The following is a 26,034-nucleotide window of genomic DNA, read 5'->3' as shown; positions in this document are numbered from 1 at the left end:
ACGGCGCGTCGTGGAGGCGCGAAATGCGTGTTACTTTCCTGCTCGTCTGCGCTTGATCCAGGCCAGAACTTGCCCGGCAATCGCGGTGAGCAGGATCAGCGAATTGGTCACCACGAAAACGATCGATCCAGTCGCCGCGCTGTACGCAATGAACAACACCGAGGCAGTGATCTGGCCAACGAACAACCACGTCGATACCGCCTGCGCATCCTCGGCCGTCCACTGCTTCCATATCTGCCGCCACAGCGTGGCGATCAGCACGGCGGTCGCCGCCCAGCCGAGCAGATCGATGGTTTCCATCAACGCGCCAGCAGTGACAGCGGCGCCACGTCGCTCGCCACTTCATCTGCCGCCAAGCTCACGCGCTGTTCCAGCCGGCGCAGGAAGCCACTGAAACCATGCGGTGCACGCGCGTGCCGGCGTGCGCTGGTCATCACCCGTGGGCTGGCCAGCCGCGCCACCTGCATGCCGGCGCCGTGCATGGCCTGGATCAGTGCGACGTCCTCACCGGTGGCCAGCGGCGCGAAGCCGCCGGATTGCCGATATGCCACCGCGCTGAAACCCATGTTCGCGCCATGTACGTGCGGGTGCCCATCCAGCGCATGCTCGCCCTGCAGGAACTGCTCGCGCACGGCCGGCGGGTAGTCCAACCAGTCACCGACGGCCACCACGCCACAGAAGGCATTCGCACCACACTGCAGCTGGCGCGCAAGCCAGTCCGGCGGCACCACACTGTCCGCGTCGGTACACCCGATCCAGCGGGCCCCCAGCGCCAACGCGCGCTCACTCGCCGCCGCCCGCGCGACACCCACACACCCGGCGTCCACGCTGACCACCTCCACGCCCATGCGCTGGCAGATCCATTCCGTGGCATCACGGCAGCGATCGAGCGCCACTACGATCACCACTGGCTCGCCACGCAGCGCGGGATGCAAAGCCGCCACCTGCAGCGACTGCAGGCAGGCAGCGATCAATTGTTCTTCGTTGTGCGCGGGAACGGTCACGGCAATCATCGCAGACCCTCGCGTTCGGCCACCGAGGTGGTCTCGGCCGACCAGCCTTCCAGCAGCATGTCCTCGTCGCGGTACGAGAACAGGCGTGGCAGGCTGTCATCAAACTGCGCGTGCACGAACGCGGCGCTGCAGCGCGCCTGCTCGAACGGCACGCGCCAATGGCAGGCGATCACCACGCCCTGCGGCGTGAGCGATTGAATCACCTGCGCCGCCAGTTGACGCATGTCGTCTTGTGAGAGGTAGTAACCCATTTCACCCAGCACGATCAGGTCGAACGTGCCTGATGGCCACTCTTGTGGATGACGCGCCTGCTCGATGGAAACGTGCGCGTGGCGCCGGGTCATCACTCGTGCCGCAGCGACCGCACCCTCGCTCAGGTCGGTAGCGAGCAGTTGATCGCAACGCTCGGCCAGGGCCGCGGTCAGCACCCCGTTGGAGCACCCCAGTTCCCAGCCACGGGCAAAGCGCTCGCGCGGCAGGCTGGCCAGGGTGAGCGCGCGCTTGCGCTGTTCGTACCAGCGGGTCCGGTACTGGAACGGATCCTCGTTCTCGTACAGCGCGTTGAAGTAGGCGACATCACTCATCCGATCAGTACCTCGTAGGTCCGTTCAAACCGCTGCAGCACAGCCGCAGGCAGGATGGGCTCGCACTCGAGCCCCGCCACCGCGCCGGTCTGGGTCACGAATTGCTGGATGGCATCGCGCTTGCGGTCCAGCAGGTCGCCTTCCAACGCATAGCGTGTCGCCGGCGCCCAGGCGGACGGTGCCGCCTGCGGGTCCAGCCAATGCCAGCCCCACACCGGGTATTCCTTAAACGCGGCGCCGCGCGCGGTGCAGGCCTGCACGCAGGCACGCGCGACCGCTTCATGGTCCGGGTGCCCATCGAAGCGCCACGGCGCCAGCACCAGGTCGTCCGGGCGCAGCGCGGCCGCCAACTGTTCGCCAATCCATGCCTCGCTGGCCGTCACCGCGCCATCGCCGATGTGCCAGGCGATCCGCGTTGCGCTCGCCAGGCCCAGGCAACGCAGCGCATCGTCCAGCTCAGCCGCACGGGCCACGCGCAGCCGCTCTGGCGACCACGCGGATTGATCGGGGTAGCAGGCCTCGCCGTCCGTTACCGAGATCACCGTGATGGCCAGGCCTGCCTGGTGTGCAAGCGCCATCAGGCCGCCGCAGGCCAGCACTTCATCGTCCGGGTGCGGTGACACCACCACCAGCCGCTGCGCATCGCCAAACAGCGTCGCGGCGGACGCAAGCGGCAGCGACTGCAACCACGGCGACGCTGCCCACTGTGCTTCGGTAATACCGCCGCCTTCGATCTGACGAGTCACAGCGTCCACGTACGTCCCTCGCGGTGCATCAGGTTGCCAAGATGCTGCCAGTCGCGGTCAGCGTGGCTCTGGCGGATGAAGACCGTCAGGTCTGCCCAGCGCAGCGCGTGTGCCGGGTCCATGCACATCGGCCCGGGCCCTAGCGCCCTGCCCACCCGATCCAGCGTCAGGGTGGCGGCGCGCTCCACCGCACTGCGCGCCCGCACGATCTCGCGCTGATGGGGTTGGTCGGGCTGCGCATCGATCAGCGCGGCCAGCTCGCGCAGCAGGGAGGCGCATGGCGACAGCGCCAGATCAATCTCACCGAGCAGGCCAGCCGCCGTGCCCGGCTCATCGGCACGCGCGCTGCGCAGCAGCGGCTCGGCCAAGGCACTGGCCCCGCCAAACCAACAGGCCGCGATGCCCGCGCCGCCATGCCAGAAACCTGGGCGCTGCAGATAGGCATCGGCCGCGCCGACCTCGACGGCCGGCACCTGGTCGAAACGGGCGGTCCCGCTCGGCACGCGCCCCATGCCCGTGGCCTGCCACGTCTGCGGCAGGAAACTCACGCTGGCACGGCGCACTGGTACCAGGAACAAGCGCGAGCGCCCGTCATCGCGCACCGTCACCAGCGCGTGGTCCACCCAGCCGGCGCCGGAGCACCACGGCTTGTCACCGGAGAGCGTGCCGCTGGCCCGATCGAAGCGCAGGGTCGCCGCAGGTCCTTCAGCCGCCCATACCGCACCCAGCTGATCGCGGTCCGGCATCGCGGCGCCCAGTTCTTCCAGGATCGCCTGCGCGTCGTAATGCGCTTCCAGCACCTTGGCCAAGCAAAGATCGCGCGCCGCGATATGCGCCAGCGCCTGCCAGCGCAGCAGCGTGTCTCCGCTGCCGGGGCGCGGCAATAAGGGTTGATGCTCGATCCACGTGCGGGCCTGCGCCTGCAGGTCGTCGCCATCGGTCACCGGCTGCGGTGCCGCCGGCGGTACAAGAGAAGCCACGGCATTCATGTCAGGGCGTCAGGATCACCTTGCGGCAATCCTCCTCTTTGCGGTCGAAGATCTCGTAGCCACGCACCGCGTCCTCCAGCGACAGCCGGTGGGTCACGATCACGCCCGGGTCCAGCCGGCCCTCGCCAATATGGTCGAGCAGCTCCGGCATCAACTTCTGCACGTGGGTCTGGCCCATCTTGAAAGTGAGGCCCTTGTCGAACGCATCGCCGAGCAGGAAGCCGTGAATGAAGCCGGCATACACACCGGGGATGCTCACCGTGCCCCCACGACGCGTGGCCGCGATGCACTGGCGGATCGCCACGCCGCTGCTGCCCTCCACCTTGAGCGTGGTCAGCGCCGATTCCAGCGCACTGCCCTCGGCCTCGAAGCCGACCGCTTCGATCGTGGCATCCACGCCGCGGCCGTTGGTCTGGGTGATGATGTATTCCGCCGGATCCTCCACCCGGGTGAAATCGATCGGGGTCACGCCGTAGGTCTGTTGCGCGAAGGCGAGGCGATACGGCAGGTGGTCGACCATGAAGATCGTCTCCGCCCCCAGCAGGCGGCAACACGCCGCACTCATCAGCCCGACCGGGCCGGCACCGAAGATCGCCACCGTGGAGCCCGGTTTGACGCCTGCATTGAGTGCGGCCTGGTAACCGGTCGGCAGGATGTCGGAGAGGAACAGCACCTGCTCATCAGAGAGCGCATCCGGAATGCGCAACGGCCCGACATTGGCCTTCGGCACGCGCACGAACTCCGCCTGCCCACCGGATACGCCGCCATACAGATGGCTGTAGCCGAACAAGGCCGCCGGCGGACGGATGCCCTTCTGGTTCACCGCCGCGCCCTTGCCGGTGTTGGTGGTCTCGCAGGCCGCGAACTCGGCAAGCCGGCAATGGAAGCACTCACCACACGCAATCACGAACGGAATCACCACGCGGTCGCCCGGGCGCAGATCCATCACGCCCGCGCCCACCTCCTCCACCACGCCCATGAACTCATGGCCGAGCACGTCGCCGGTATGCAGATCCGGGATCTTGCCGCGGTACAGATGCAGGTCCGAGCCGCAGATCGCCGTGGCGGTGACGCGCAGGATGATGTCGTCCGGGGCGGCCAGGGCGGGATCGGGGACGGTATCGACCCGTACATCCTTGCTGCCGTGGTAAGTCAGTGCGCGCATAGCAAACTCCGTTATCCAAGTACCTCTGTGGTACGTGGTACGGCGTGGCAGCGTCGTGACCGCACCGTGTGCGGCGTGTCTATCCGGGCGAATGCGCCGCACCGCGGAGGCTGAAGCGCATGGCGCTCCGCAGGGCATGGGGACTGAATCATTCATTCTGCGGGTGCGGCCAGCGCCGCACGCGTTGGTGGCTTACTCCACCGAGGGCGCCGAGGGCATCTCCGGATCCGGCGGCAGTTCCTGCGGGGGCGATGCGGGTGCGGGGTCGCCCTCGGGTGGGATTTCCTGCGGCGGCTCCTGCGCGGGCGGATCGCCACGGCCCGGTTCTTCCACCGGCGGCGCGGGCGGCATGGGGTCCGGGGCCGGGTCCGGCACCTGAGCGATCACATCATCGAATGGGGCCATCGTTTCACTGTCCAGTGGCATGTACATCGCGCGTGTTCCTGTTGTGGGACCGCACCCGACGCTACGCGGCGCACCGTCAACATCCAGCGAGGGCGAGAGTGACCGGCGAACGCGCCCGCTCAGTCATCGCCTTCGGCGCGGCGCTTGTTCACCGTGATCTCGCCGGAGGTTTCCAGCACCGCCAACTCGACCTGCCCGAAGCCCTCACAGCCGTTGGCGCGCATCGCCACTTCCAGATCGGCCGGGCTGACGTTGCAGCGTTTCACCTGCTCCCAGTAGATCGTGCCGTGCCGCGCCAGCACCACCGGCACGCCCTCGACGATCTCGTTGAGGCGCTTGCTGCGCGCCCCGAGAAAGCCGACGAACCAGTTCAGGCCGATCAGCGTCGCGGCCAGGATGAGCCCGCCGGGCAGTGACGTGTCCTCACCGATCAGCGAGTTCTGCACGGCCGTGCCCAGCAGCACGATCACCAGAATGTCGAACGGCGTGGACTGCCCCATCGAGCGCTTGCCGCTCATGCGGGTCAGCAGCAGGACCACCACATACACCGCAATCGCGCGGACCACAAACTCCCACCACTCCATTCCCAGCTCGAACATCTCATGCATCGCGGCAGCCTCCGTGTGGCGAGGTCTGGACGATAGGAACTCCCGGGTGAAGCCGATGGGAGCACCCGCCCTTCACGGGACCCCTGCCGCTTCGTAACAGCGGCAGGGCTAGCGTCAAGGCATCACCGCCCTACCCGTTTGCGCAGGAGACACGCCATGCAGCACGACAAAACCCCGCCCGCCTCCACCGAAGACGCCCACGCCGCGCACAACTGCCCGCCGGCGGAAGGCGCCGTCGACAAGAAACGCACGTCGGAGAACCATGACGAAGCGCTGGAAGAGACGTTTCCGGCCAGTGATCCGATTTCGCCTTTCGTTGCGGCCAAGCCGCCGAAGGACGGCGAGGACGCGAAAGATTCGGATGCAGCGCGGCTGAAGACGGAGAACCAGGGCTACAACCAGCGGGGCCACGCTAAGGATGTCAAGGCGGGTGAAGGGGAACCGGATGGCGTCCGCGAGGACGACGGAATTACCCAGCCGAACTTTGGCCAGGGTGGGACGTCTGGCAAGCAGACCCTGGATCGCTGATCAAACGAGGAAATGTGATGACTACTGCGCCGCGAGCACCGGCTACGAAAGAAGACGACCAGCAGAAGAGCCACACGCCGGACAAGCTGAGAAACGATGACGCCCGATGGAAGGACAAGGACATGCCGGAGGCGGAGCATGGGGCCAAGCCTGAGGATTATGAGCGGCCGGGGAAGGCGTAAGGCGCCTAGTAGACCTGCTAGGCGCTGCCTCATTTCGCCTGAGGTGACGGAGAATACATTCCGACAATATTTGTCCGTCCAAATAGAAACTCAGGCACGTCTTCAGACTGATGATATGGGAAACCCTGACCGTGCCAATGGGCGGCTCGCGAAAATCCGCATAATCTCAACCGCGCGCGTCAAATATCGACAGAGGGCGGCATTGAAGATGGTGACCCCGGCCCGATTCGAACGGGCGACCTTCCCCTTAGGAGGGGGGCGACCCGCCTATATGGGTCAAGGGGTTCACTTCACCTTGTGCCAAAGCTGTGCCAGAACGGGGTCGAGGACCCTCCCTTCAGCCCTGCCGATCAGCAGCTTGGGAAGCTATGAATCATCCATTTATAAACAATCACTTAGCCGCCATTTTCGCTCCGCAATCATGGCGCTGAGGGGCCCAATTTTCCCGGACCATTTTAACGTTTGGAAGCGATTGCGGAGCAGAAAAGGGGAAGCGCGGGCCGGCTCTACATCGTTGGGGACGGCTTGATGCCAACCCAAATCGATGGGCTCCACCTCCCTTCAACATCGTCCGCGAAGTGGACACCGAGGTGGGGAATGCCTGCGGCGGTCAGCGCCCGCATTAGTCTCCGCTTCTCTTCCGTCTCATCGCCCGCGACCTCGACGCCTACGGTCGAGTTAGTCATCCCACCGAAGTACTTCGGATTGAAACCGGCAGCTTGGAATGCGTTCACCAGTTCCTCCCGAAAGCGACTCGGTTCAACCTCATGCCTGTTAAAGCAAATCCATACGTCGAAAGGATCGCCTTCTTGGAGCACAGCAATCAGCTTGGCCGCCTGAGAATGCGTCAGAGTCCTATCCGCTAGCTGGGCCAGGATGTTCGCTTGCGACGCCAACCGATCAGTGAGCTGCTGCTGCTCTCGACGGTTGATCGCTCGCGTGAGGACTGGAGTCCCGGCGGCCACACAGCCCGAGATAACAGACATGACCACCAAACCCAGCGCACCAGCGATTGCAGCAGCCAGTCCAGCTGCAACACTGATCCAGAAAGCGACAGTGTCCATCGTGCGAAGGCGCTTCATAAACGACGGGTCCATGTTCATCCCTCCCTGTGGAATCTTCATTCTGAACGGGGCAGCTCTTCCTGGCTACTACCATGTCAAGGTCGCGGAAGATCAACAAAAACAACGACTAAGCCGATCACCCGCGATCATTGGTGGCCTACGGAAATCAACGACTTACCAGTGGCCTGGGGTCAGTTTGGGGTCAGTCCATCAGGCGGCCTGGTCGTCGTCCAAGGGCTGGAGCCGGTTGGCGATGCCGTCGAACCGCGAGGCCTCGGCGCGGAGCCGATCAGCGCCGCGCCGGCGAGTCGCCCTCGCCCGCCAGTCGCCGCTGTGATTGCTGTCCAGGTCGTCGGCCTGCTGCCATAGCGAAGCCGCCCTCGCGCGCGCCCAGCGCGCCTTGCCGATGCTCTTCTGATCCATGGAGCCACTGTCGCCGCCGGCGGTCGCACGCGCCGATACGGAGGCAACGCCGGCTGACTGCCATCGCTACAGCTTCGGGTTGGGGATCGCGTTCAGCCGTCTCTGTTGTTGCATCTCGGTGCGGGAGAGCTTGCGGGTCGGCTCGTCCTTCGCCAGTAGCTGCGCCACGGCATCTTTCAGCGGCACACCTTCCAGTACTCGTGCCGCGCACCACCGCTCCGCGTAACGTTTGCCCTGGGCGATGGTGGCCGCCCCCACCTCCTTGTCCTGCCACAGCTTCCTGCAGGCCAAGACGACCCGGACGCCCTTGGCACTCGGCTGCACGCAGGCGATTTGACGGTTCCCCCACCACAGCCCCCAGTGCTCGCCATGCTGCACCCAGCCCGTGGGGCGAGCGGCGGTCATAAAGCCGGTGGAGTTGCAGGGCGGGAGCATGGGCGCAGGATACGGACCGGGGTCTCAGATTCCGCGACGGCACGTCAGGGCCATGCAAAGGCGCTGGCCAAGCCAGTCACACGGCGCCAAGATCCCGCACGATCGCCTCACCCCGCTGCAGAAAGGCTGCGATGATCCGCCCGCCGGCGACGTGCCTTCCCTCTTCAGCATTCACATACTCGGCCTGCCGGCGCCCAGCGGCGAGGATCGCATCGGGATGGAAGCTATCGGGAAGATCGCGCAGTGGCTGACCTGGCGCAGCAATTCCGCCAACCAGCTCGGCTACACGGGTTGGCTGCTCAACAACTGACTTCGCGTAGGCGCTGCCGACGATCCGGCCTTGGGCCTTGGACCAACCAACTATCACGATTTCAGCCTGCAGCTGATCGAGATCCAACTTGGCTTCCCGGGCTGCCTGGACGTAGTTGGGCCACAGCTGATCCATGACAGGCCCGACCTCCCGCATGATCTGTTCAATGCTGAAAGCTTTCCGGAAGCTGGCCTCAAGACACAGTTGATAGATGCGGAGGAAGAACTGCCCGGATCCCCGCCCAGCAACGACGATGTTGTGCTGGGGGATCAGCAGCAGCTTGGCACCCTCTGAGACCTCCCCGCTTACCGCGTCTTGAGCAAGGGTATCGACGGCCACGAACGCTCGCTCCGGCGTCATCAGGACATTGAGGATGCTCATGGGTGGCCGTAAGGACTAGGTCTCGCAACTATCGCCTGCGGCCGGCAGAACTGTCCAACTGGGCTGGCGAGATCAGGCCGTGTGGAGGCGGTCGGAGGCTCGTTCGACATGGGCACGGGCCAAGCACATGCCCGGCACCGACCAGCGGCCTTCATCATCGCGTTCCACGTCCCACTGCGGGCCGGCCAGCGTCTCATCCAGCCGATGAGGCCTTCGCGTCGTGCGATAGATGGCGTCGGCAACCGCTTCCATTTCGGAGCCGAACCACCGGTAGCCATTGACGCAGATCGCCACGGGGTGATCGGAGGGATGGGGATAGCTGGGCACCAACTCCTGCAGCTGCCGGGCGGCCTCTCGGACAGTAATCTGGCGAAAATCCGGGGCGGCCGCCCAATGGTCGAGAATTCTCTCGGCGCCGGGGGTCATGGCGATCTCCTTCACTGGCCGGGCATCGGATAATCACGCGGGACCGGTCAAAGTGATGCGAAAGAAGCGTCCCTGACTGGGGCACGGGATCACACAATGTGCGGCCGATTCGTCCAGACCCCCATCCGGAACGCTGACACCCTGGGCTTCCCCCAGCTGGTCGGCGACCTCATGTCGATCCCCGAAAGCTACAACCTGGCGCCGACACAGCGCGCCTCGGTGATCCTCGATCGCGGCACCGGCCTGCAGGTCACCCGGCTGTCCTGGGGCCTGCTCCCCTTCTGGGCCAAGGCCAAGAAGCTGCAGGGCTCGACGATCAATGCCCGCATCGAGACAGTGGCCACCAAGCCGGCCTTCCGGTCGGCGTTCAAGAAGCGCCGATGCCTGATCCCCATGGCCGGGTACTACGAGTGGTCGGTGAACGCCGAGGACGGCAAGAAGGATCCATGGTTCATCCACGGGACCGGGCCGCTGCTGGCGGCCGGCCTCTGGGAAGACACCAGTCCCCTGCTCGACCCGGAAAACCTGGGCACCTTCACCGTGATCACCGGTGACAGCAGTGGCGTGTCGGCCGATATCCACGACCGCATGCCGGTGTGGCTGACGGCCGGCCAGACCGATGAGTGGCTGGCGGCCGAGCCCGACGACGCGATGGCGATGCTGCTGGCCAGCGAACCGCCGGCGATGGAGGCCTATCGCGTCAGCCGCGCTGTGAACACGCCGCGCAACAACCAACCGGCCCTGTTGGACCAGGTCGCCTGAGGCTTCAGGCGGCCTCGTCCTCGGGCTCGACCTCCGCGGTGAAGCTGTAGATCCGACCGACCTCCATGCCGGCCGCAGCCGCCGGCGACACCGACAACGTCATCTGCGGCACACCCGCATCGAGCGGAACGAAGCTCAGCGTGACGACGCCGCGCTGGTCTGCCGTCTTCATTTCCATCTGCAGCTTTGCACGAAATTTCATAGTTCTCTCCTGGTATTGCGGCGGCTGGGAACGCTGGCCGCCGCGTCAGCGATTGGTGCATGGGGCGGCAGGGCCGCCTATGGTTCTTCGGTGCTGACCACCGACATTGACTGCCGGCCGATCTGACCGATGCCTTGGGCGGTAATTGCTGCCTCGTACACGAAGTTCTGGAAGGTCGAACCCGGCTCGGTTGCGGTGAAGGAGCCGTCGCAAGCGAAGAAGTACATCTGCTGCCACCCACCGTTCGGCAGCTGGGGAATCCCAGCGTCGCGATCGTGATAGATGTTGGCCTCAAGCACCGAGTACGCCTGGAACGCCTGCTGCGAAACCAGTTGAAGTCCGCTGCCAACATTGCGCCGCAGCCGCAGGACCGTTGTCGTAGAGATGCTGGGCGGCGGCGGTTCGTTGTTCCACGACCGACCGTCGTACCAGGTGGTGTACGTCGGCGACGACGTGTTGAATGAGGCCACCACGAGACGCTGCTTGCCATGTGCAGGGAACGGCCCGACTTCGACATACGGGTATGGCGCCGTGCTATCGGTGCGGTTGGCGTTCTTCCAGATGCCCGCCGAGAGCGTGCCGCCAAAGTAGGCATTTCCGTTGACGTCCATCCAGACCGTCGCGTTCTGCTTGTTGGCGGCCCCTGCGCCGACGTTCGGCCCGAAGTAGTCCATCAGGTCGCCGCTGCCAAAGCCGGTGCCGATGATCCGCTGCGAGTTCCCCTTCCATACGCGGATGTAGCCATCGCGCATCTCGATGCCCTCGGGCTTGTTGGGGCTGAGGATCTGGAGGACGTTGGCAAGGATTTTCATGTCGACGACCTTGCCGTCGTTCTTCGTGACCAGGCCGCCAGTCAGCCCGTCGGCCGTCACGTACATGCTGTATCCGGCAAATGACTCGTTGCCACCCGCCGAGTAAGGGGACGGCCCTGTGGATTCGGCCTTCGCCACCTCCAACATGGGCATCGCCATCCACACGCCTGCAAAGCGACCTGCTGACACGTCGCAGCGAGCAAACATGCCGACCTTGGCCTTGGTTGCGCCGGCGGGCACCGTGTACTTCAGGAACACCCGAGTCCACTGGCTGATATGGCCCCAGTTGCTATCTGGGGTAGACACGAGATTGGAGATCGGCTCGGCAATGAAATCTCCAGCGCCATTGGAGAACTTCATCACCACGCCACCACGCCCGTAACCGAACGTGCTGATGTAGCCGCTGAGGATCACCGTGGAACCGGGCACCACCGGCAAGTATTTGTCGGTGTAGATGTAGCAGGCGTTGTCGTTGATCGTGGCACCGCTCACAGCATCAGATCGGATGCCGACCACGTGGATGCCGTGCTGATCGAGGTAGCGCCCGGACTGGTCACGACCCCAGCCAAATCCACCTGTTCCCGACCACCCAAGCGCGTACTCAAGGGTCCAGCCCAGAGTGTCCGTTGCGAACGTGGAGTTGGGAATCTGATTTCCAGATCCGGTGAGATTGCTATTCACCGTAGCCGTGAGCGTCTGCACCACGCTGGCGTCTGCCTTACCTGCCACGCTGGCGCCAACCTGGTTGACCTGCTGCCCGAGGGCAGTGATCTGGCCGCCCTGCTGGGTGACGGTCGTGGTCAAAGCGCTGAGGCCGTTCGCCGCCGCTTCAGCGGTTGCCTTTGCGCCTAGCGCATCGGTGACGTCCGAGATGGTAAGGTCGTCGAACATCACAATTACCCCGGCTTGGCGAGCCCCCCGCAAGGACGCAAACAGTCGAATCCGGGCTGCCGAGCCACTGGTGGTGATGTAACCAGATATCTTGGTCCATGCCGCGTTGGTCAATCCACTCAGGTTCTGACCAACCACCGGCCAATGCAAGTTCCCATCTGCCTCGTCAGCTGCACGCACGCCGAGATGCGCGGAACCGGAAGTCGGCGTAGTGCTCGCGTCGGCCAGACGGGCAAAGCCTTCAACGTAGTAGCTCCGAGCGGGCGAGACCGGGACGTCTCCGCTGATGTTCACGTCGGCGTTCCCGCTACTGGACGTGGTGACGACCTTCGCCTCCATCGCTTTGCCGCCAGTGCGCCGAATTCCGCTCGAGTTCCCTGATCGAACGGTAAATGACACGCCGTTGCTATTGGACAACTGCGCATCCGTGTCGAACGTCTCAAACGTGCCCTGCGGAAACACCGAAACGCCACCGCTCATCAGAGCCGTCAGCTTTGCACTCGCCGTCGTGATCGCCTGGCCCTGAGCGGTGGTGGTGCCCTCCAGCGCGGTCACCTTACCCGAGAGGGTACTCGTAGCGATCGAGTTCGCCTCGGTGGCGCTGGCGATCTCATCGAGTGACGGCGTATAGCCCGTCGCCACAGCCCCGACCTGCAGTTGTACATTGTCCCATTCCACCCATTGATCAACCACGTTCAACCCATATGCGCGTAGGTATACGCGCGCAGCGGCAGCGTTGGCCGGTGCCGGGTTGGCCGGGGTAAACACCTTCCGCGACCAGTTCTCATCAGTAAGGGTCGTGGTGCCCGGGCTACCGATATAGGAGATGACCGCGCCGTTGGCGTCATGCCACGCTATCTGCAGGAACCAGCGCGTCCCTGGGGTGCCGCGCAGATAGGCGGATACCGTCACTTTCTCACCGGGAACGATGCGAGTGCTCTTAACGACGGTGTTGCTGATGGCTTCCAGATAGCCTGTGACCGGGACGTTCTGGAGCTCCCAACGCCACGCACGGCTTGACCCAGGTAGCATCGAGGTAGCCAACAGGCGACGGGTGACGGCCGATCCCAAGCCAGCGCTGTTGTTCCCCCAACCGGGAACCCCCCCGGCACTTGTGGCCTCCCGCTCAAAGCTGCTGTTACCCACCAGATTGTCGCCACCGATGTTCTGTAGGCTCGCGGTGACACTGGTCAACGCGGTGCCTTGACTGGTAACGGTGTTCGCGAGCTGGGTGACCTTGCTGTCCAGCGAAGTCAGCGCTGCATTGCTGGCCTTGCCGGCCACGTCAGCCTGCACCTGAGTGAGCGCGGTTCCCTGACTAACAAGCGTTCCTTCTACGACGCCAACCCGGGTGGTGATGGCAGTTAGGCCCGAGGCATTGGAGGCGATCAGCTCTTCGTCGGTTATATCGACGAATTCGAAGTCGTCCACTAGGACGTAGCCGGCCGTGTTGCGGAGGCCGGCAGAAAGCCGGAACCTGGTCGTGCCCTCTGCGATCGTGAAGACGTTCTCCACCACCGTCCAGTTGGTCCAACCCGAGTTGTAGACCCGCGACCACAGCAAGACCTCCGTGCCGTCCGTCCGGACGGCACCTACGCGAATCTTTGAATTGTCGGTGTCGCCGACATAGTCCGCACTGACCTTTACCCAAGCTCGCAGCCGGTAGCGCCGTCCAACTTTGACCTCGATCCCCTCATTGAGGTTGGCCTGTGCCGAAGTGACCACCCCAAACGGGACGCTGGTGCCTTTCAGGCATTTACCGCCACCGCGCCCCTCGGTCGCACTGACCGACCATGTGCCGGGCTGGCCACCGGTGATCTGCCAGCCGGCGAGGTCGTTTCCGATGTCGCCGTTGATCACCAGGTTCACGCCCCGGCCCATCGCCGCGCGCAGATCCGAAGACACCTTCGTCGTCGCCTGGGCATTGGCCTGGTCCGCCGCTACCATCGCATCCTGCAGGGTCGTCACCGATGCGCTCGTGGCGAGGCCGCCGCTGCCGGCAGGCATGCGGGCTTCCATGGTCGTGATGCGCTGCACCTGCGCACTGTCGGCCGCCGCGCGGGCGGTGCGCTCATCGCCCATGAACCCCTGCGCTTGGCTGAGGTCGGTTCCGGTGTAGTTGCCGCGCATCTGCACGGCCAGCGTATTCCGCTGCGTGGCCTCCGCCGCCAGCGCGGTGACACGGGCCTGCGTCTCTTCCTGCACCAGCGCCACACTGGCGCCGGGCGACGGCCGACCGATCGCCACCCAGTCGATCAGGTAGTAATCGGACAGCGCCTGCGCGGCACCGAGCTGCAGGCGGATCGCCGCCACAGTGGCCGGCCACCACGGCACGTCAGCCGCGTCCATCGTGGCGACGCCGTTGCTGTCCCATGCCGGCTCGGCCATGGCCACGCGCTTGGCGGCGTTCCACGTTGCGTCCGCCGTGGTGATCCACTGAAGCGCGCCTGCCCAAGTGGGCTTGCCCACCTTCTTGATTCGCATCTTTACGTAGCGGTAGGCGCTGCCGTCGATCGCCAGCCCAGCAGGTGATTGCACGTAGGGATTTGCCGCGGCATTCGCCGGGCGCAGCCAACCGTCCACCAGCACGGGCGCTCCGTTGCCCGTCCAGTTCTCAACGGTCAGGTTGAAGTCCCAGATCCGCTTGCTGTCGAACTGCGTGCCGCTGCCAGCAGCGACCTCGGACAGCGCGCGGGAGAGCGAGTCGAATCCGTTCTGCTGCGTCTCGCTGACCGCGGTGATGGCAGCCTCGCGCTCCGTCTTCTCGTTGAGCAGCTGCGTGGCGCGGGCTTGGCTCTCGGCGGCGACCGCGTCCATGGCCTGGCCGATCTGGGTGACGCGGGTCTGCGCCTCCTGCACCAGGCCGGCATTCACCAGCGCGATATCGCGAACGCGGCTCGCAGCCTCATTGGCATCGGCCAGCGCCCGGTCCACGATTTCCTTGTCCAGCTTCTGCTGGGCGGCGATCAGCTCGGCGGTGGTCGGCGCCGGCGTGGCCTCCACCACCGTGCCCTGCCCCGGCTTCCCCCGCACGGACGCGGTGATTCGGAAGAACCACTTCTGCCCGCTGCCATCGCTGTAGAGGTAGCGGGTTTCGGTGGTGCGGTGGATCTCCGTCCACGGCCCGTTCTGGCTGGGGCCCCGCTCGATGATGTAGACCACCCCTGCCTGATCGACGGCGTCCCACTCGATCAGCACGCCGTCGGCTACCGGCTCGGGCGTCACGCCGTCCACCGGCGGCGTCTCTGGGGACACGTACACCGTCGGGAACCATGACGAGTTCTGCGCCGTCACCGGGGTGACAGACGGCAGCGCGCCCGCCCCGATATCGATCAGGGTAATTTTCCGTTCTTGCATTGGGGATCCTTAGTTCAGCGCTTCGCGCAGTGATGCGCTATTGCTCGTGCGTACGCCGGACGTGGTGACGCGCAGAAGGTCGCGGAGCACCTGGTTCTGTTCGGCCAGCAGGGTATTGCTTTGCTGTACGGCCGCCGTCGTCTCGGCCTGGCCCTTCCCATCGACCACCAGGTCGAACACCGCCCGGCTGAAGTTGTCCGGCAGCGCCTCAATCACGTCAGCCAGCTTGCCCATGCTGGTGCCGTCCTCGAGGTCGAGGTCGCCCACCTTCATGCTGTCGATCAGCCCGGTGACCTGGCCGTACAGGTTGTTGTAGTCCTTGCCGCTGGCGAACAGGTTGCGCCCGAAGCCCAGGGCCGCCTGTGCGGCCGCCTGCGCCGCGTTGCTGTCGCCGCCGGACACCGCGCGCTCCAGCTCCCGCATCGTCTCCTGCAGCTTCTCCTGATCGGTCAGCGGCGACAGGTCGCTGATCGACAACCCGTACTTCATGGCTTTCTTGTCGGCGTCGATCTGGGCCTGCAGCTTGCCCATGTTGGTCGCCCGCAGCGCCTCGATCTTGGCCAGGTCTTCCGCCCGGGCGCCGGACAAGCCCAGCGCCTTGGCGTAGTCGTTGGCCGCCTTCACCTGCTGGCGGTACGTGCGCTCGATCGTGAGCGCCTGGGACTGGTACTGCGTCAGGTTGCCGGTGAGCAGCTGCGTGGACACGTCGGCCATCAGCGTGGCGTAGTTCCCCAGCAGCCCGGTGACCTTCTCTATCTGGGTGGCCAAATCCGTGCCGGCAACGCCGGCCAGGTCCTGGAAGTAGTCCACCGCCTTGTTGACCTTCTCGATCTCCATGCTGTTGAGCGCCCGGCCCAGCTCGTCGGCATTGCCGACGGCCAGCGCGATCGATGCGCTCAGCGCGGAGAACACGTCGGCCGACTCGTAGTAGCCGTCGAGCTGGTTGCCGAAGCCGGCCGCCTGCACCGCCTCGGTGAACAGGCGATCGGTCATGTCGCCCAGATAGGCCTCCAGCTGGGCCTTGGCCTCGGCCGAGTCGGCCGATAGCGTCAGCTTGCCCAGGCTCACCCGGACGCCGGCGAGCTGCTGCGTCAAATCGACACCCAGCTGCTTGGCGAGGTCCGTCGTCGCCCCGCGCACCTGCCGCGCGGCCATGTCGAAGGTGCGATCAATGTTCGGATCGAGGCCGGTGTACTGGGTCCACTTCTTGTCGCTGCGGAACAGGCCGCCCTTGGCCTTCACGTCGGCATAGCTCTGGCCGGCAAAGCCATCGAAACCATAGCTGCCCGTGATGCCCTGCCCCGTGATCTTGGGCGCGCTTCGGCCGAACAGCTTTGCGTGGATGCTGGATCCGGAGAGGATCGATGCCGTCTTGTCGTTGAGACCCAGCCCCCGGAAGCTCTTATCCGCAAGGCCCACAGCGCCGGCCGTGGCGATCTTGCCCGCCCAGCTTTCGCCGTTGGCGATGTCCCATCCCTGATCGAACAGCTCCGCGTTTTTCATCATGCCGGCGATGATCCAGCCGATGATCGGCACCGCCGCCGCGGCGGAAGAGCCGGCAGCACCAGCGCCAGCTGCTGCGGACCCACCCGCGGCACCGCCGCCGGTGAGTGCTGCTACGTTGTTGCCGAACCCCATGAGGCTGCCCGCGCTGGCGCCACTCGACGCGGCAGATCCGGCACTGAAAAGGCCCTGCCCCTTGGACAACAGCCCGGCGATCGTCCCAACGTTCTGGCCACCGGCGGCGGATCCGTTCCCGCCGAACATGCCCATGATGCTCTGCATGCTGAAGCCGCCGCCCTGGCTGCCCCAGTTGCTGAATCCTTCCATGATCCGGCTCTGGATCGGGATCACCAGCTTCTGCTGCAGCAGCTGGCGCGCGAGGTCGCGCAGTCCCTGCTTTGCCACGTCCTTCAGTTCATCCCACAGGCCGTTGAAGTCGCGCAGCCCGCCGGCAACGAAGTCCGCCATGGCATCCGCGGCATCGCCGACGCCGTAGATCACCACGTTGGCCCACGCCTCGACATTGGCCGCGGCCTCTTCCACCTGCAGCGACAGCGCCGCGGAAGCATCAGCCGCGGCCAGCATCGACCGCTCGTATTCTTCATAGCTCGCCGCGCCCTTGGCCAACGCCAGCGCTTCTTTGCCGCCGGCGGCCTCGACCGCCTTCTGCAGCTCCTGGCGCATGTCGCGCTCATTGAGCAGCTGCCGGCGGTAGAGCTCGCGCGCACGGCCGATCTTGCCCAGCATCGCCAGTTCACCGTCCATGGTCGCAAGCAAGGCCTCCGGACTCGCAATGGCCCGATCTACCTCGGCAGCCAACTTGGCGTATTCCATCGCGCTCTGGGCCATAAGCACGTTTGCATCGGCCTGGGCGATATTGCCCTTCGCCAGCGCGGCGTTGTACTCGGCCATGTTCTGAACGTGCTTGGCCATCGCCTCGTCGAGCGGGCCGTTCATCGCAGCGGCGGCCAGCTCCGCCTGCTGGCGGTAGCGTTCAAGCGCGTCGGTCGCCGTTTTGTGCTCTTTGATCGCCGCCTTGTCGCCGGCCTTCGCGGCCTGAGCAGCCTTCTGCGCCACCTCCGTCTGGCGGATCAAGTTCAAGCCCAGCGCGATCTGCTTGTTGTACTCAGCGCGCTGTTCCGCGCTCAGCTTGTCCGCGCCGCCAGCGGCGTTGATCTTCTGGCCAACGTCGACCATGAAGGCCGCCTCGGCGCCTTGCTTTAGGCGCACCAGGTTGACGAGCTGGCCATCGATGCTGGACTGCAGGGACTTCAGGTGCTGGTCGATCCCATCAGAAGCGGCCTTGGACGCCACTGCCTGGCGATTCAACGCCGCGGTGGTTGCGTCTGTTTGCTTCTCGGCCTCACCGCTAACACCTGTGAGAGCTTCCATCAACCCGCGCTGCCTCTCAAGCTCCCGGCTGCTGGTTGCAGCAGCTGCAGTCTGCTGAGTAAGCGCCTTGGAGATTGCGGCGGCCGCTGGCGACCCATCAGCCATTACCTTCCAGGCGGCCTCAAGTCCTTCGGAGAACTCGTCCGCAGTGATCTTTCCGGCACGCAGCGAGACCTTCAGCCGGTCCGTCTCTTTGATGAATGCGTCCGCCTTAGAGACGTCAGCAAAGGCAGCTGCAGCCGAGGTCATCTGACCAATTGACGCCGCAACGTCCTTATACGACTCGCTGATGCGGGCATCGAGCTTCAACAGCTCACCGGCCTGCTCCTGCTTGTTCAGCTCCCGATACTTTGCAATCGTTTCGTCGAGCGTGCCGTTGAAGTCAATCAGCGCGCTGTCCGCATCCTTGGTACTGTCGCGAATCACCCACCATCCCGCTGCTGCCGTGGCAAGGGCGGCGGCGATCCCAACTGGACCTCCCAGAGCCGCGTAGGCAGATGCCAAGCCTTGTGCGGCGACGCGTGCGGCGGTTTGTGTTGCAGTAAGGCGCACGGTCGCCGGGACCATTCCCATCATGCCGACCGAAGCCCGATTGGCCACGACTGCATTGGTGGCCCAGAGCGTGTTTAGAGCTGCAATTCCCTTCGTCAGCTTTCCGCCGGCGTAGAACACGCCCAAGCCGACGCCGAGCGGAACGGCGGCCGCTGCCACGACGTTTAGGTTCTGGGCAAACGAGTTGACCGCCGCCGTGGCCGCGGCGATGCCTCCGCTCTGCGCCTGGCTGCCGAGCAGATCGTTAAATGACTCTTTCAAGCCATTGAGGGCACCGCCCAGCGTCTCACGCGCAGCCTTGCCGGCGCCCGCGTAGGACTCTTCCATCACCCCCATTACGATGGCCTGAGCCTCGCCGAGTCGGCCAGCTGCCTCCAGTGACGCCAGCATGTCCTTCTGCTGGGCAGTGAACTTGAAGCCTTGCTTCGTCAGCGCTGAGACACCCTCTGCCGGGTACTCCAGTGCCTTGCCAATGGTCTCTGCAGACTGAGTGATGTTCTCACCCAATCGCACGGACTGATCAATCGCCAACTGCAGCGCGCGCGGGAAGTTCTCCCCCACGATGCCGGTGTAAGACAGCAAGCGCGTCTGTGCATTTACAATCTCGCCCGACGAATGGACCGTCGCCTTCGCCATCTTGTCAGCCATGTCGATCAGCTGCTTGCTGTTGAAGCCGGCAGCCTGCCCGGTGGATTTCAGGGCCGCATTCAACTGGGCCAGCTCGTTCTGAGCGTTCACGGTTTCGGTGATGAACTTACCGAGAAGCGCGCCGCCGCCGATCGCGCCGAACCCCTTTGCCAGCGTGGCCATGCTTACTTCGATGCTGGTGACAGACAACTTGGCGTCGCGTGCAGCCTGGGCGAAGCTATCTGACATCTCGCGCTGCATCTGCCGCATGGCTCGAGCAGATCGATCCGACGCGCGCGCAGCTTTTCCCAGGTCACGCTCGAAACTGCCGGTTTCGGCGAGCAGGTCAACGGTAAGGGTGTAGAGAGCCATGGTCCGTCCATAAAAAAAGGCCCGCACATGGCGGGCCTTGTTTGATTAATCCCCCCGGCACAGGCCTGGGCAGCAATCAGATTCTCGGAAGTCGCGTCAGTCGGAGAAGCACGTGCTCTCGTCCTGACCGGCAAATCTGCCGCACTTCAGCATCAGCTTCTGCAGTCCGGTCGAAGTGTTCTGTCGGTACGACGCCAGCTGCGTAGCCACCGCATCGTCACTCATTGGCAGTGCAGATGGGGTCCGATCTTTGGACGACCAAACACCCACAAAGCAGAAGCGCTTCTCCTTACACACATCCGCTACCGCACGACCGATGACATCAGCATTTCCTGCGAAGCGCTCATCGATCTCCACAAAGTGGAAGTCCCCCTGCTTCGCCACTACACGCCACACCTTTGGCCCCGATCCCCCGCAACTGACCAGCGCTGAAAGCAGAGCCAGCACTACCAACTTCCTCATTTGCAACCTCCTTTGTTGAAATGAGAGTTTGGCATCACCGTCGAACGCGGCCAAATTAGGCGGGAATTTCTTCAAACTCCAGGTATCCACTGAAGTACTGCCGGCTGATGTTCTCGGCAGAGGGCAGCTGAGTGGCGTGCCCATACATGGCAGCGCGCGCGGCCAGAACCGGATCGAACGCCTTGGTCTGAATGTCGCGGTACTGCGGCACCACGCATGCACGCTGGCGCCCAGCCATCGCCATTGCGACCGTCTCCCAGTCCGTACCGGCCAGGCCGCCTTTGCGCACCACCTCAGTCGTGCGGCCCGACAGCGTGGCGGTCAGCCGGCGGTATACCGCACCGGCCACCGTGTTCACCTGCCCGCCCTTGGTCCGCGTGTGGGTGCTGGCGTCAATCGGCGCCACCGCCCATCCATCCGTGATTCCAACGTCCACCGTCCGGAAGACCGCGATCTCCCCGACCTCAACGTTGGCCACAGTCGTGTCGATCTCGACCGCCACGCTGCTCACCGGCGCTGCGCCGGCCGGAAACAGCCAAGCACATACGGTCCCGGTCGGCAGGCGTACGGTCTGGCCGGTGGCGCCCGCCGCCCGCACGGTGACACCGGCGGGCACGTTGAGGCCCAGCACGGCCACGATGCCTGGCACGACAGCTTCGGCCAGGGTGATGTTGACGGACAGCGCACCGGTGCGGGCGATGCGCGCCCGGCGCGCGGGCTTGCCGTCAAACAGCGCCGCGCCGCCGTCTGCCGTCAGCCAGGTCCCACCCACCAGCGCCACCGATTGAGGGGCTGGCATTCCATATCCGATCAGCATGCGATCAACCCCACATCGTCAGGACCACGTCGCCCGTGGCCGGGTTGCGCTCAACGCGCCGTACCAGCACCGCCTTGCCCTCTTCCAGACCGTACCGCGGGTACGTCAGGCGGCCGATCTGGCCGGGTTGCGGCGCCAAGCTCTGATCGCCGCGCACCGTCACCTGGTAGAAGAACCGCTGCTGCCGGTACATGCCCACCACCCGGTCGATCTCCGACTGCGCGTCGGCTGCGCCCCAGAAGAGCGAGATCACCGGATCTGCCGCGTCCGCGCGGCGATAGTGCTGGTGTAACGCCCCGCCGCCGTATACCTGCGCGCGGAACAGGCCGGTCAGCTCGTCGCGGCGCGCCTGCGGCACGTCCACCACATCCGTGACCAGGTCCGAGGCAGCCAACGCCTGAGCGTTCGGGCGGTAGGCCATGCGGCGCGTCAGGTTCGGCGCGTCGTCTGGCACTGCCAGCAGGTCCTCGGCCAGGTCGTTGGCCGTGAGCTCAAACGCCGGAGCCCCGGCGAACGTTTCGGGGGCCACCACCCGGGTGAAGCGCAGCACCCCGGTGGCGTCCTGATAGCAGGCCGCCCCATAGCTGGGGAGGATGGCGTTCATGGCATCCCTGCCGGTGATGGCATTGCCGGCGTAGTAGCCCACGCCCGCATAGCCCGTCGCGGCATCAACCGCGGCGCAGTCGCCGCCTGACCATGAGGTCTTGCCCAGGCGGCCCATGATGTCGGCTATCGCCTGCTGCAGGGTGGCCGGGCGCTGGCCCGGTCCAACGCTGGACAGGTCCGCCACCACCGGCGTGACCGGCGGTGACTTCATGATCAGCTGCTGTCCGTCGGGCGACAGAGAGAACGTGCCCGGCTCCATGAGGTCACCACGGTCCATCACCGCATCGGCGTAGACCAGGCCGTCGGCCACGAACATCGCCGTCGCATCCGAATTGGCACCCATCGCCGGCACGCTGGCCACCGCCCCGATCACAACCGGCTGCGGTTTCCAAGCCAAAGCGGCGATGTTCGGCATGAACACGCCGCGGTTGATCGTCTCGTCCAGGTCGTCGTGAGCATCGCGGAAGTGAACCGTTTTGCTGCCGTCGTCGTTGATCTCGATGCGGTCCACGGTGAAGCGGAACACGGCAGAGGTGTCCGCCAACATGCCGGCGGAGCTGCCTGCCCGGATCTGGACCGGCATCCCCGAGGCGCCGGACAGCGCCAGGCTGTCGAGCAGCCCGTCGGCGTCGAGCACCACGCACTCAGCAGCACTAGTCTGGGTGACCGGGTCGCCGCCCCAAGGCCAGAAGTTGATCTCGCTGATCAGGTTCACCCCTTCGGCGATGATCCCCTCGTAACGTGCGTTGGCAGGCAGGTCGCCCGGTGCAGTCAGCCAGTCCGCGTCGGACAGGCGGGTGACGGGCCCGGAGGCCGTGCCCACCTTCCAGCCGGCGAGCGCAGCCGGCCCCCGCGCGTTCCACTGCCCGGCGTTCACCACCATGCACAATCCGCCGGCCTTGCTCGCCGCGAGCGCGGCGGCAAAGTGTAACGGGCCGGCCAGATTGATATCCCGCTGATGCACCTGCGTGGCGCCCAGGTAGAGCTGCAGACGGGTCGGCGTGCCGAACACCAACCGCAGCCCAGCGATATCACCGTGCTTGGCGATGGGCAGACCGCTAGCGACAGCCCCGCCGTTCAACATGACCCGCCCGGTCCCCAGCTCCCAGCCAATCCCGGCAGGCGTGGCCCCCGGGTACGCGTTAAGCGGCGCTGCGGCGGTAACGACACCGATCACGGCTTCCATCGGGTCGTCGCCCCAAACGGCGAACTCGACCCCCACCGTACCTGTGCTCTGCGCCACGTCCGACCTGGCCGTGCGGTTGATGCTGGCCGCGGCAGTGGTAGCCAGCGTCAGGCCGCCGTCTCGCGCCGCCAGCAGTGGGCCTATAGGAACCGCCGCGAAGCGCCCGAAGTTGTCAGCCATTGGTCATCCCAGTGAATCGAACCAGTCCTGCGCCTCGTCGTCGTCCGACCGGGGCACCAGCACGTCCATGAAGTCCTGCATGCCGCGCTTCGTGCCTCCCTGGCTGTGCGCGGCGAAGGTGAAGGCAGCGAATGCGGCCGGCTTGATGTGCAGCCCCACCGGATCGATGGGGTTTCGCTTGTGGAACTCCCACCACCGCAGGAACTCCTTGCGCGACATGGTCCCGCGCAGCTCGGCCACCGTGCGATGCAGGTGGCCGGCCAGCACATGCCAGAACCAGTCCTCGCCCCGCTGCCTTAGGCGTTTCCCGCCTCGGCCTGGGCGTCAGCGGCCTTGTCGCCGAAGCCCGAATGCTTCATGGCCACCTGCTGCAGCTCGGCGGCCACCAGCGGCTTCAGCTGTGCCGCCTGGGCATCCGTCATCACCGGTTTGCCGTTGTCGTCGCAGATGGTCGCCGCGATCAGCTTGGCGCGATCGCCGTCCTGGAAAAGCTTGCGGAACTCCGCATCCGGCAACTCGCGCACGTGGAACTGCGCCTTGTCGCCGCTGGGCAGGGTGATGGTGTCCGCATGCACGTCCTTGGAGGCGAACATGCCCAGGCTGGTGAAGGCCTGCAGCACGGATTGTTCGGTGGCGCGCGTATCGGACGCCGGGGTGTCGTTGGTCTTGCTCATGGGCCGTTTCCTGAAATGGTGGCAGGGCGCGCAGGCCGCGCACGGCTAACACGCGGGGGTTCCCGCGCGCCCGACCAAAGAGAAGGCCCGCCGAAGCGGGCCGAAAGAGAGAGCGCCGTTGCGCCGGTCAGGGCGCCGGGCGGTGGGTGATCACAGCACCGGAGCCGCGGATGGTGATGGTCGCCTTCCAGATGTCGTTGTCGGCAACCTGGACCGCGAAGTTCTGCACGAAGCCCTTGAACTGCTTGGAGACCACGTCTTCCGGCGGCGTGATCACGCCATTGACAGCTACGGGCTTTTCCACGCCCTCGGTTTCAGACTTCGGCGCGGTGACCAAGAAGTCCACGACAGCGCCGCTCGTGTGCAGGGCCTCGATCTTCTCGTGGTCCACGGCGTCGTAGTTGATCTCGATGGTGGTGCTGCCGGTGGCCTTGCGGCCGGCAACGAACTGATCCCAGTTATCGTCGAAATCGGAAACGTCGATTTCCGATGCCTGGCCATCGGGGAAGCCAACCGAACGCAGACGGGTCACCTTGGTGACCTCGGCGAGGGCGGTGGCGATGAACAGCTGGGTGTGCTTGGACTTCAAAACGCCCATTGCGGTTTACCTCTTGTAGAAGCCCGGTCGCCGGGCACAAAAAAAACCGGCTTGCGCCGGCGGTTGGGATTGCGAAGTTGGCCGGCTAACGGATGGCCAGCAGCCGGACGTCGAAGGAAATGCCGAAGGCGCCGGTGTCGTCGTCATCGGGCGTGGGGTTGTAGGACTCGATACTGCCGTGCCGCTCCACCTCGTCGCGGATCGACACGGCAGCGGCGTTCGCCTGGCTCGCGCCGTCGCCCCACACGGTGAGGCGGACGCGCCAGCCATCCGCCGGCGGAGGATCGGAAAGCTGCGCCAGGGGTGACCCGCCCACGACGCCCCACGTCGCGTAGGGCAGTGCGGCACCCTCGGGCGCCACCCCTGGCCACACGCGAATCGGGTCGCCCAACAGCGCGCGCACAGGGCCGCTGGCCTGCAATATCGATTGGATCAAAGGAACCATCACAGCACCCAGCCTTGTCGTTTCAGCGCGCGAGTGATCGCGATCCACGTTTCATTGATGATCGCCTGGGCGGCTTGCGGACCACGGGCCTCCGCCGAAGGCGTCAGGAATGGCTTGGCCGCCATCTTCTTGGTCCCGAACTCGACGTGCCGCCAGTAGTGCGCCCAGCCCGTGGTTTCGTAGACCTTGCCAACGCGGCGCAGGCGCTGGTTACGCTTCGTGTTCGAGTACTTGGCCTTTCGCCCGACCCGGACACCGACGGTGAAGTACTCCCCGTCCTTGCCCACGCCTGCTCGGCGCCGGTTCCTCGCGTTGGCCCTGCGGACCACGATCTCACTGGCAAGGAAGCCGGAATGCTTCACCACCCGGTTCCGAGCCTCATCACGGATGATGTTGCCGCCCTTGCGCATGCCGGTGCGCAGTGGTTTCCCACGGACCTCGTCTGGCAGGCCGCGCAGGGTCGCCAACAGCCCCTTGAGGCCATGAAGCTGTAGTTCCTCAGCCATCCGACACCCCGGCATCCACCATGAGGTTGATGTGGCGGCGCGCGGTAGGGTCCGGCAACACCGCCCGGATCGCGTACACCTGCCCGTCGAAGATCACCCGCATGGTGTTCAGGACACCGGGTAGATACGGGATCTCCATGCGGGCAGTTACCTGGCCATGCTCGGCACTTGCTGCGGTAAACTCGCGTCCCGATAGCGGCACGACCTCCGCTGGGACATTAGCGCGCCAATCAATCCAGCTCTTTGTGTCTCCCCCTAGATCGTCACGGACAGCCTTGAACTCTTGAAGGCCGATGCGATGGCGATATTTTCCGGCCATCAGTAGAGCCTCAACCGTCGATGCGGCCAAAGTAGTCTTTCAAAAGCCTTGTCCGAATTTGCCGAGTTCGCCGCTTCGGGATCCTTGTACCGGGTGACCACCTTCAGCATCACAGCAGCTGCCACAGCCCCAGGGACCGCAACTGCCGCGCCATCGGCGTCCAGCCAAGGAATTGGCCGTTTGAGGTAGTCCATCGCCTCCGCCTCGGCCTCCACAATCAGCCGATCGATCAGGTCGTCGTCGCCATCATGTATGACCGGGATTGCGGCCTTCGCGTCTTCACGAGTTACCACGCCCACGGGTTTTCCCCTTGTTCTCGGGAGCTGCTGCACGCGCCTTGTTCTCAGGCAGCTGCAGAAGGCCCATGCGGCTGGCGACCTCGAACGCCCGATCAGGGAGATCGTGGTCGCCCTGGTCGAACGTCTCCACCTGGATGCCGTCTGGCGACCAGCTCAGGCGGCGCTTGAGCGTTGCTTTCATTCGAACCTCCAGAGGGGGGGGGGGGGGGGGGG

At 65.2% G+C, this 26,034-nt stretch carries 30 protein-coding genes and 1 tRNA gene; 3 read left to right on the top strand and 28 right to left on the bottom strand.

The window, feature by feature from the left end:
- Positions 1-30: 30 nt before the first annotated feature.
- From ACE026_RS18115 to ACE026_RS18080, 8 genes are all read right to left on the bottom strand, one after another.
- Positions 31-300 carry a hypothetical protein gene (locus tag ACE026_RS18115; protein WP_486040214.1) on the bottom strand — a complete coding sequence of 90 codons (270 nt, stop codon included), beginning with the start codon at positions 298-300 and terminating at the stop codon, positions 31-33.
- Positions 300-1,013 (bottom strand): glycosyltransferase family 2 protein, encoded by a 714-nt coding sequence (locus ACE026_RS18110; RefSeq protein WP_486040213.1) that lies wholly within the window; start codon positions 1,011-1,013, stop codon positions 300-302. Before ACE026_RS18110 ends, ACE026_RS18115 begins: the two co-directional genes overlap by 1 nt.
- Positions 1,010-1,597 carry a class I SAM-dependent DNA methyltransferase gene (locus tag ACE026_RS18105; RefSeq protein ID WP_486040211.1) on the bottom strand — a complete coding sequence of 196 codons (588 nt, stop codon included), beginning with the start codon at positions 1,595-1,597 and terminating at the stop codon, positions 1,010-1,012. Before ACE026_RS18105 ends, ACE026_RS18110 begins: the two co-directional genes overlap by 4 nt.
- The gene (locus ACE026_RS18100; RefSeq protein WP_486040210.1) at positions 1,594-2,352 is read right to left on the bottom strand and encodes a PIG-L deacetylase family protein; all 759 of its coding nucleotides are present in this window, start codon (positions 2,350-2,352) and stop codon (positions 1,594-1,596) included. The genes ACE026_RS18105 and ACE026_RS18100 overlap by 4 nt, the downstream gene beginning before the upstream one ends.
- A complete protein-coding gene (locus ACE026_RS18095) occupies positions 2,340-3,332 on the bottom strand; it encodes an acyl-CoA dehydrogenase (protein WP_486040209.1) in 993 nt (330 codons plus the stop codon). The genes ACE026_RS18100 and ACE026_RS18095 overlap by 13 nt, the downstream gene beginning before the upstream one ends.
- A 1-nt stretch (position 3,333) precedes the next feature.
- Positions 3,334-4,497: a zinc-dependent alcohol dehydrogenase gene (locus ACE026_RS18090; RefSeq protein ID WP_486040208.1), complete on the bottom strand. Its 1,164-nt coding sequence runs from the start codon at positions 4,495-4,497 to the stop codon at positions 3,334-3,336.
- Positions 4,498-4,689: 192 nt separating this feature from the next.
- Positions 4,690-4,929 carry a hypothetical protein gene (locus tag ACE026_RS18085; protein WP_486040207.1) on the bottom strand — a complete coding sequence of 80 codons (240 nt, stop codon included), beginning with the start codon at positions 4,927-4,929 and terminating at the stop codon, positions 4,690-4,692.
- Between the two features lie 92 nt (positions 4,930-5,021).
- Positions 5,022-5,510: a DUF421 domain-containing protein gene (locus ACE026_RS18080; RefSeq protein ID WP_486040206.1), complete on the bottom strand. Its 489-nt coding sequence runs from the start codon at positions 5,508-5,510 to the stop codon at positions 5,022-5,024.
- Between the two features lie 156 nt (positions 5,511-5,666).
- Here ACE026_RS18080 and ACE026_RS18075 point away from each other — a divergent pair, with 156 nt between their 5' ends.
- Both ACE026_RS18075 and ACE026_RS18070 read left to right on the top strand, forming a co-directional pair.
- Entirely contained in the window at positions 5,667-6,038 is a 372-nt protein-coding gene (locus tag ACE026_RS18075) for a hypothetical protein (protein ID WP_486040205.1), read from the top strand.
- Between the two features lie 17 nt (positions 6,039-6,055).
- Positions 6,056-6,220 (top strand): hypothetical protein, encoded by a 165-nt coding sequence (locus ACE026_RS18070; RefSeq protein WP_486040203.1) that lies wholly within the window; start codon positions 6,056-6,058, stop codon positions 6,218-6,220.
- 209 nt (positions 6,221-6,429) lie between these two features.
- Here the strand turns inward: ACE026_RS18070 and ACE026_RS18065 are convergent.
- The 6 genes from ACE026_RS18065 to ACE026_RS18040 all read right to left on the bottom strand — a co-directional run bounded on the left by ACE026_RS18065 (position 6,430) and on the right by ACE026_RS18040 (position 9,259).
- Positions 6,430-6,507: transfer RNA gene (locus ACE026_RS18065), tRNA-Arg, on the bottom strand.
- 219 nt (positions 6,508-6,726) lie between these two features.
- Positions 6,727-7,317 carry a hypothetical protein gene (locus tag ACE026_RS18060; RefSeq protein WP_486040201.1) on the bottom strand — a complete coding sequence of 197 codons (591 nt, stop codon included), beginning with the start codon at positions 7,315-7,317 and terminating at the stop codon, positions 6,727-6,729.
- 177 nt (positions 7,318-7,494) lie between these two features.
- Positions 7,495-7,707, bottom strand: coding sequence for a hypothetical protein (locus tag ACE026_RS18055; protein WP_486040200.1), 213 nt, complete (start codon positions 7,705-7,707; stop codon positions 7,495-7,497).
- A 66-nt stretch (positions 7,708-7,773) separates the two neighbouring features.
- The gene (locus ACE026_RS18050) at positions 7,774-8,112 is read right to left on the bottom strand and encodes a hypothetical protein (RefSeq protein ID WP_486040199.1); all 339 of its coding nucleotides are present in this window, start codon (positions 8,110-8,112) and stop codon (positions 7,774-7,776) included.
- Positions 8,113-8,218: 106 nt separating this feature from the next.
- Positions 8,219-8,833, bottom strand: a complete 615-nt coding sequence (locus ACE026_RS18045) for a hypothetical protein (RefSeq protein WP_486040198.1) — start codon at positions 8,831-8,833, stop codon at positions 8,219-8,221.
- Positions 8,834-8,905: 72 nt separating this feature from the next.
- Positions 8,906-9,259 (bottom strand): hypothetical protein, encoded by a 354-nt coding sequence (locus tag ACE026_RS18040; RefSeq protein WP_486040197.1) that lies wholly within the window; start codon positions 9,257-9,259, stop codon positions 8,906-8,908.
- Between the two features lie 96 nt (positions 9,260-9,355).
- Here ACE026_RS18040 and ACE026_RS18035 point away from each other — a divergent pair, with 96 nt between their 5' ends.
- Positions 9,356-10,021: an SOS response-associated peptidase gene (locus tag ACE026_RS18035; protein WP_486040196.1), complete on the top strand. Its 666-nt coding sequence runs from the start codon at positions 9,356-9,358 to the stop codon at positions 10,019-10,021.
- Positions 10,022-10,025: 4 nt separating this feature from the next.
- On the opposite strand, the gene ACE026_RS18030 is transcribed toward ACE026_RS18035, so the two are convergent.
- The 14 genes from ACE026_RS18030 to ACE026_RS17965 all read right to left on the bottom strand — a co-directional run bounded on the left by ACE026_RS18030 (position 10,026) and on the right by ACE026_RS17965 (position 26,002).
- Positions 10,026-10,223, bottom strand: a complete 198-nt coding sequence (locus ACE026_RS18030) for a hypothetical protein (RefSeq protein ID WP_319624102.1) — start codon at positions 10,221-10,223, stop codon at positions 10,026-10,028.
- Positions 10,224-10,300: 77 nt separating this feature from the next.
- Entirely contained in the window at positions 10,301-15,283 is a 4,983-nt protein-coding gene (locus ACE026_RS18025) for a carbohydrate binding domain-containing protein (RefSeq protein WP_486040195.1), read from the bottom strand.
- A gap of 9 nt (positions 15,284-15,292) precedes the next feature.
- Positions 15,293-19,729: a phage tail protein gene (locus ACE026_RS18020; RefSeq protein WP_486040194.1), complete on the bottom strand. Its 4,437-nt coding sequence runs from the start codon at positions 19,727-19,729 to the stop codon at positions 15,293-15,295.
- A 96-nt stretch (positions 19,730-19,825) separates the two neighbouring features.
- Positions 19,826-20,266 (bottom strand): hypothetical protein, encoded by a 441-nt coding sequence (locus tag ACE026_RS18015; RefSeq protein ID WP_486040192.1) that lies wholly within the window; start codon positions 20,264-20,266, stop codon positions 19,826-19,828.
- Positions 20,247-20,990 carry a hypothetical protein gene (locus ACE026_RS18010; RefSeq protein ID WP_486040190.1) on the bottom strand — a complete coding sequence of 248 codons (744 nt, stop codon included), beginning with the start codon at positions 20,988-20,990 and terminating at the stop codon, positions 20,247-20,249. Before ACE026_RS18010 ends, ACE026_RS18015 begins: the two co-directional genes overlap by 20 nt.
- Positions 20,991-21,012: 22 nt before the next feature.
- Entirely contained in the window at positions 21,013-22,980 is a 1,968-nt protein-coding gene (locus ACE026_RS18005; protein ID WP_486040188.1) for an SPRY domain-containing protein, read from the bottom strand.
- A 3-nt stretch (positions 22,981-22,983) separates the two neighbouring features.
- Positions 22,984-23,247: a hypothetical protein gene (locus tag ACE026_RS18000; RefSeq protein ID WP_486040186.1), complete on the bottom strand. Its 264-nt coding sequence runs from the start codon at positions 23,245-23,247 to the stop codon at positions 22,984-22,986.
- Between the two features lie 29 nt (positions 23,248-23,276).
- Positions 23,277-23,654, bottom strand: a complete 378-nt coding sequence (locus ACE026_RS17995; RefSeq protein ID WP_486040422.1) for a hypothetical protein — start codon at positions 23,652-23,654, stop codon at positions 23,277-23,279.
- Between the two features lie 127 nt (positions 23,655-23,781).
- Positions 23,782-24,252 (bottom strand): phage tail tube protein, encoded by a 471-nt coding sequence (locus tag ACE026_RS17990; protein ID WP_486040184.1) that lies wholly within the window; start codon positions 24,250-24,252, stop codon positions 23,782-23,784.
- 85 nt (positions 24,253-24,337) lie between these two features.
- Positions 24,338-24,697: a tail completion protein gp17 gene (gene gp17 / locus ACE026_RS17985; RefSeq protein ID WP_486040183.1), complete on the bottom strand. Its 360-nt coding sequence runs from the start codon at positions 24,695-24,697 to the stop codon at positions 24,338-24,340.
- Complete coding sequence (locus tag ACE026_RS17980) at positions 24,697-25,203, bottom strand: HK97-gp10 family putative phage morphogenesis protein (RefSeq protein ID WP_486040181.1); 507 nt, start codon at positions 25,201-25,203, stop codon at positions 24,697-24,699. Before ACE026_RS17980 ends, gp17 begins: the two co-directional genes overlap by 1 nt.
- Positions 25,196-25,522 (bottom strand): phage head closure protein, encoded by a 327-nt coding sequence (locus ACE026_RS17975; protein WP_486040180.1) that lies wholly within the window; start codon positions 25,520-25,522, stop codon positions 25,196-25,198. Before ACE026_RS17975 ends, ACE026_RS17980 begins: the two co-directional genes overlap by 8 nt.
- Complete coding sequence (locus ACE026_RS17970) at positions 25,522-25,821, bottom strand: head-tail connector protein (RefSeq protein ID WP_486040178.1); 300 nt, start codon at positions 25,819-25,821, stop codon at positions 25,522-25,524. Before ACE026_RS17970 ends, ACE026_RS17975 begins: the two co-directional genes overlap by 1 nt.
- Positions 25,802-26,002 (bottom strand): hypothetical protein, encoded by a 201-nt coding sequence (locus tag ACE026_RS17965; RefSeq protein WP_486040177.1) that lies wholly within the window; start codon positions 26,000-26,002, stop codon positions 25,802-25,804. Before ACE026_RS17965 ends, ACE026_RS17970 begins: the two co-directional genes overlap by 20 nt.
- Between the last annotated feature and the right edge of the window lie 32 nt (positions 26,003-26,034).

It is taken from the genome of Stenotrophomonas sp. AGC87 (assembly GCF_057333975.1).
Note: the sequence above shows the minus strand (reverse complement) of the source record. Positions and strands in the feature narration are given on the sequence as shown.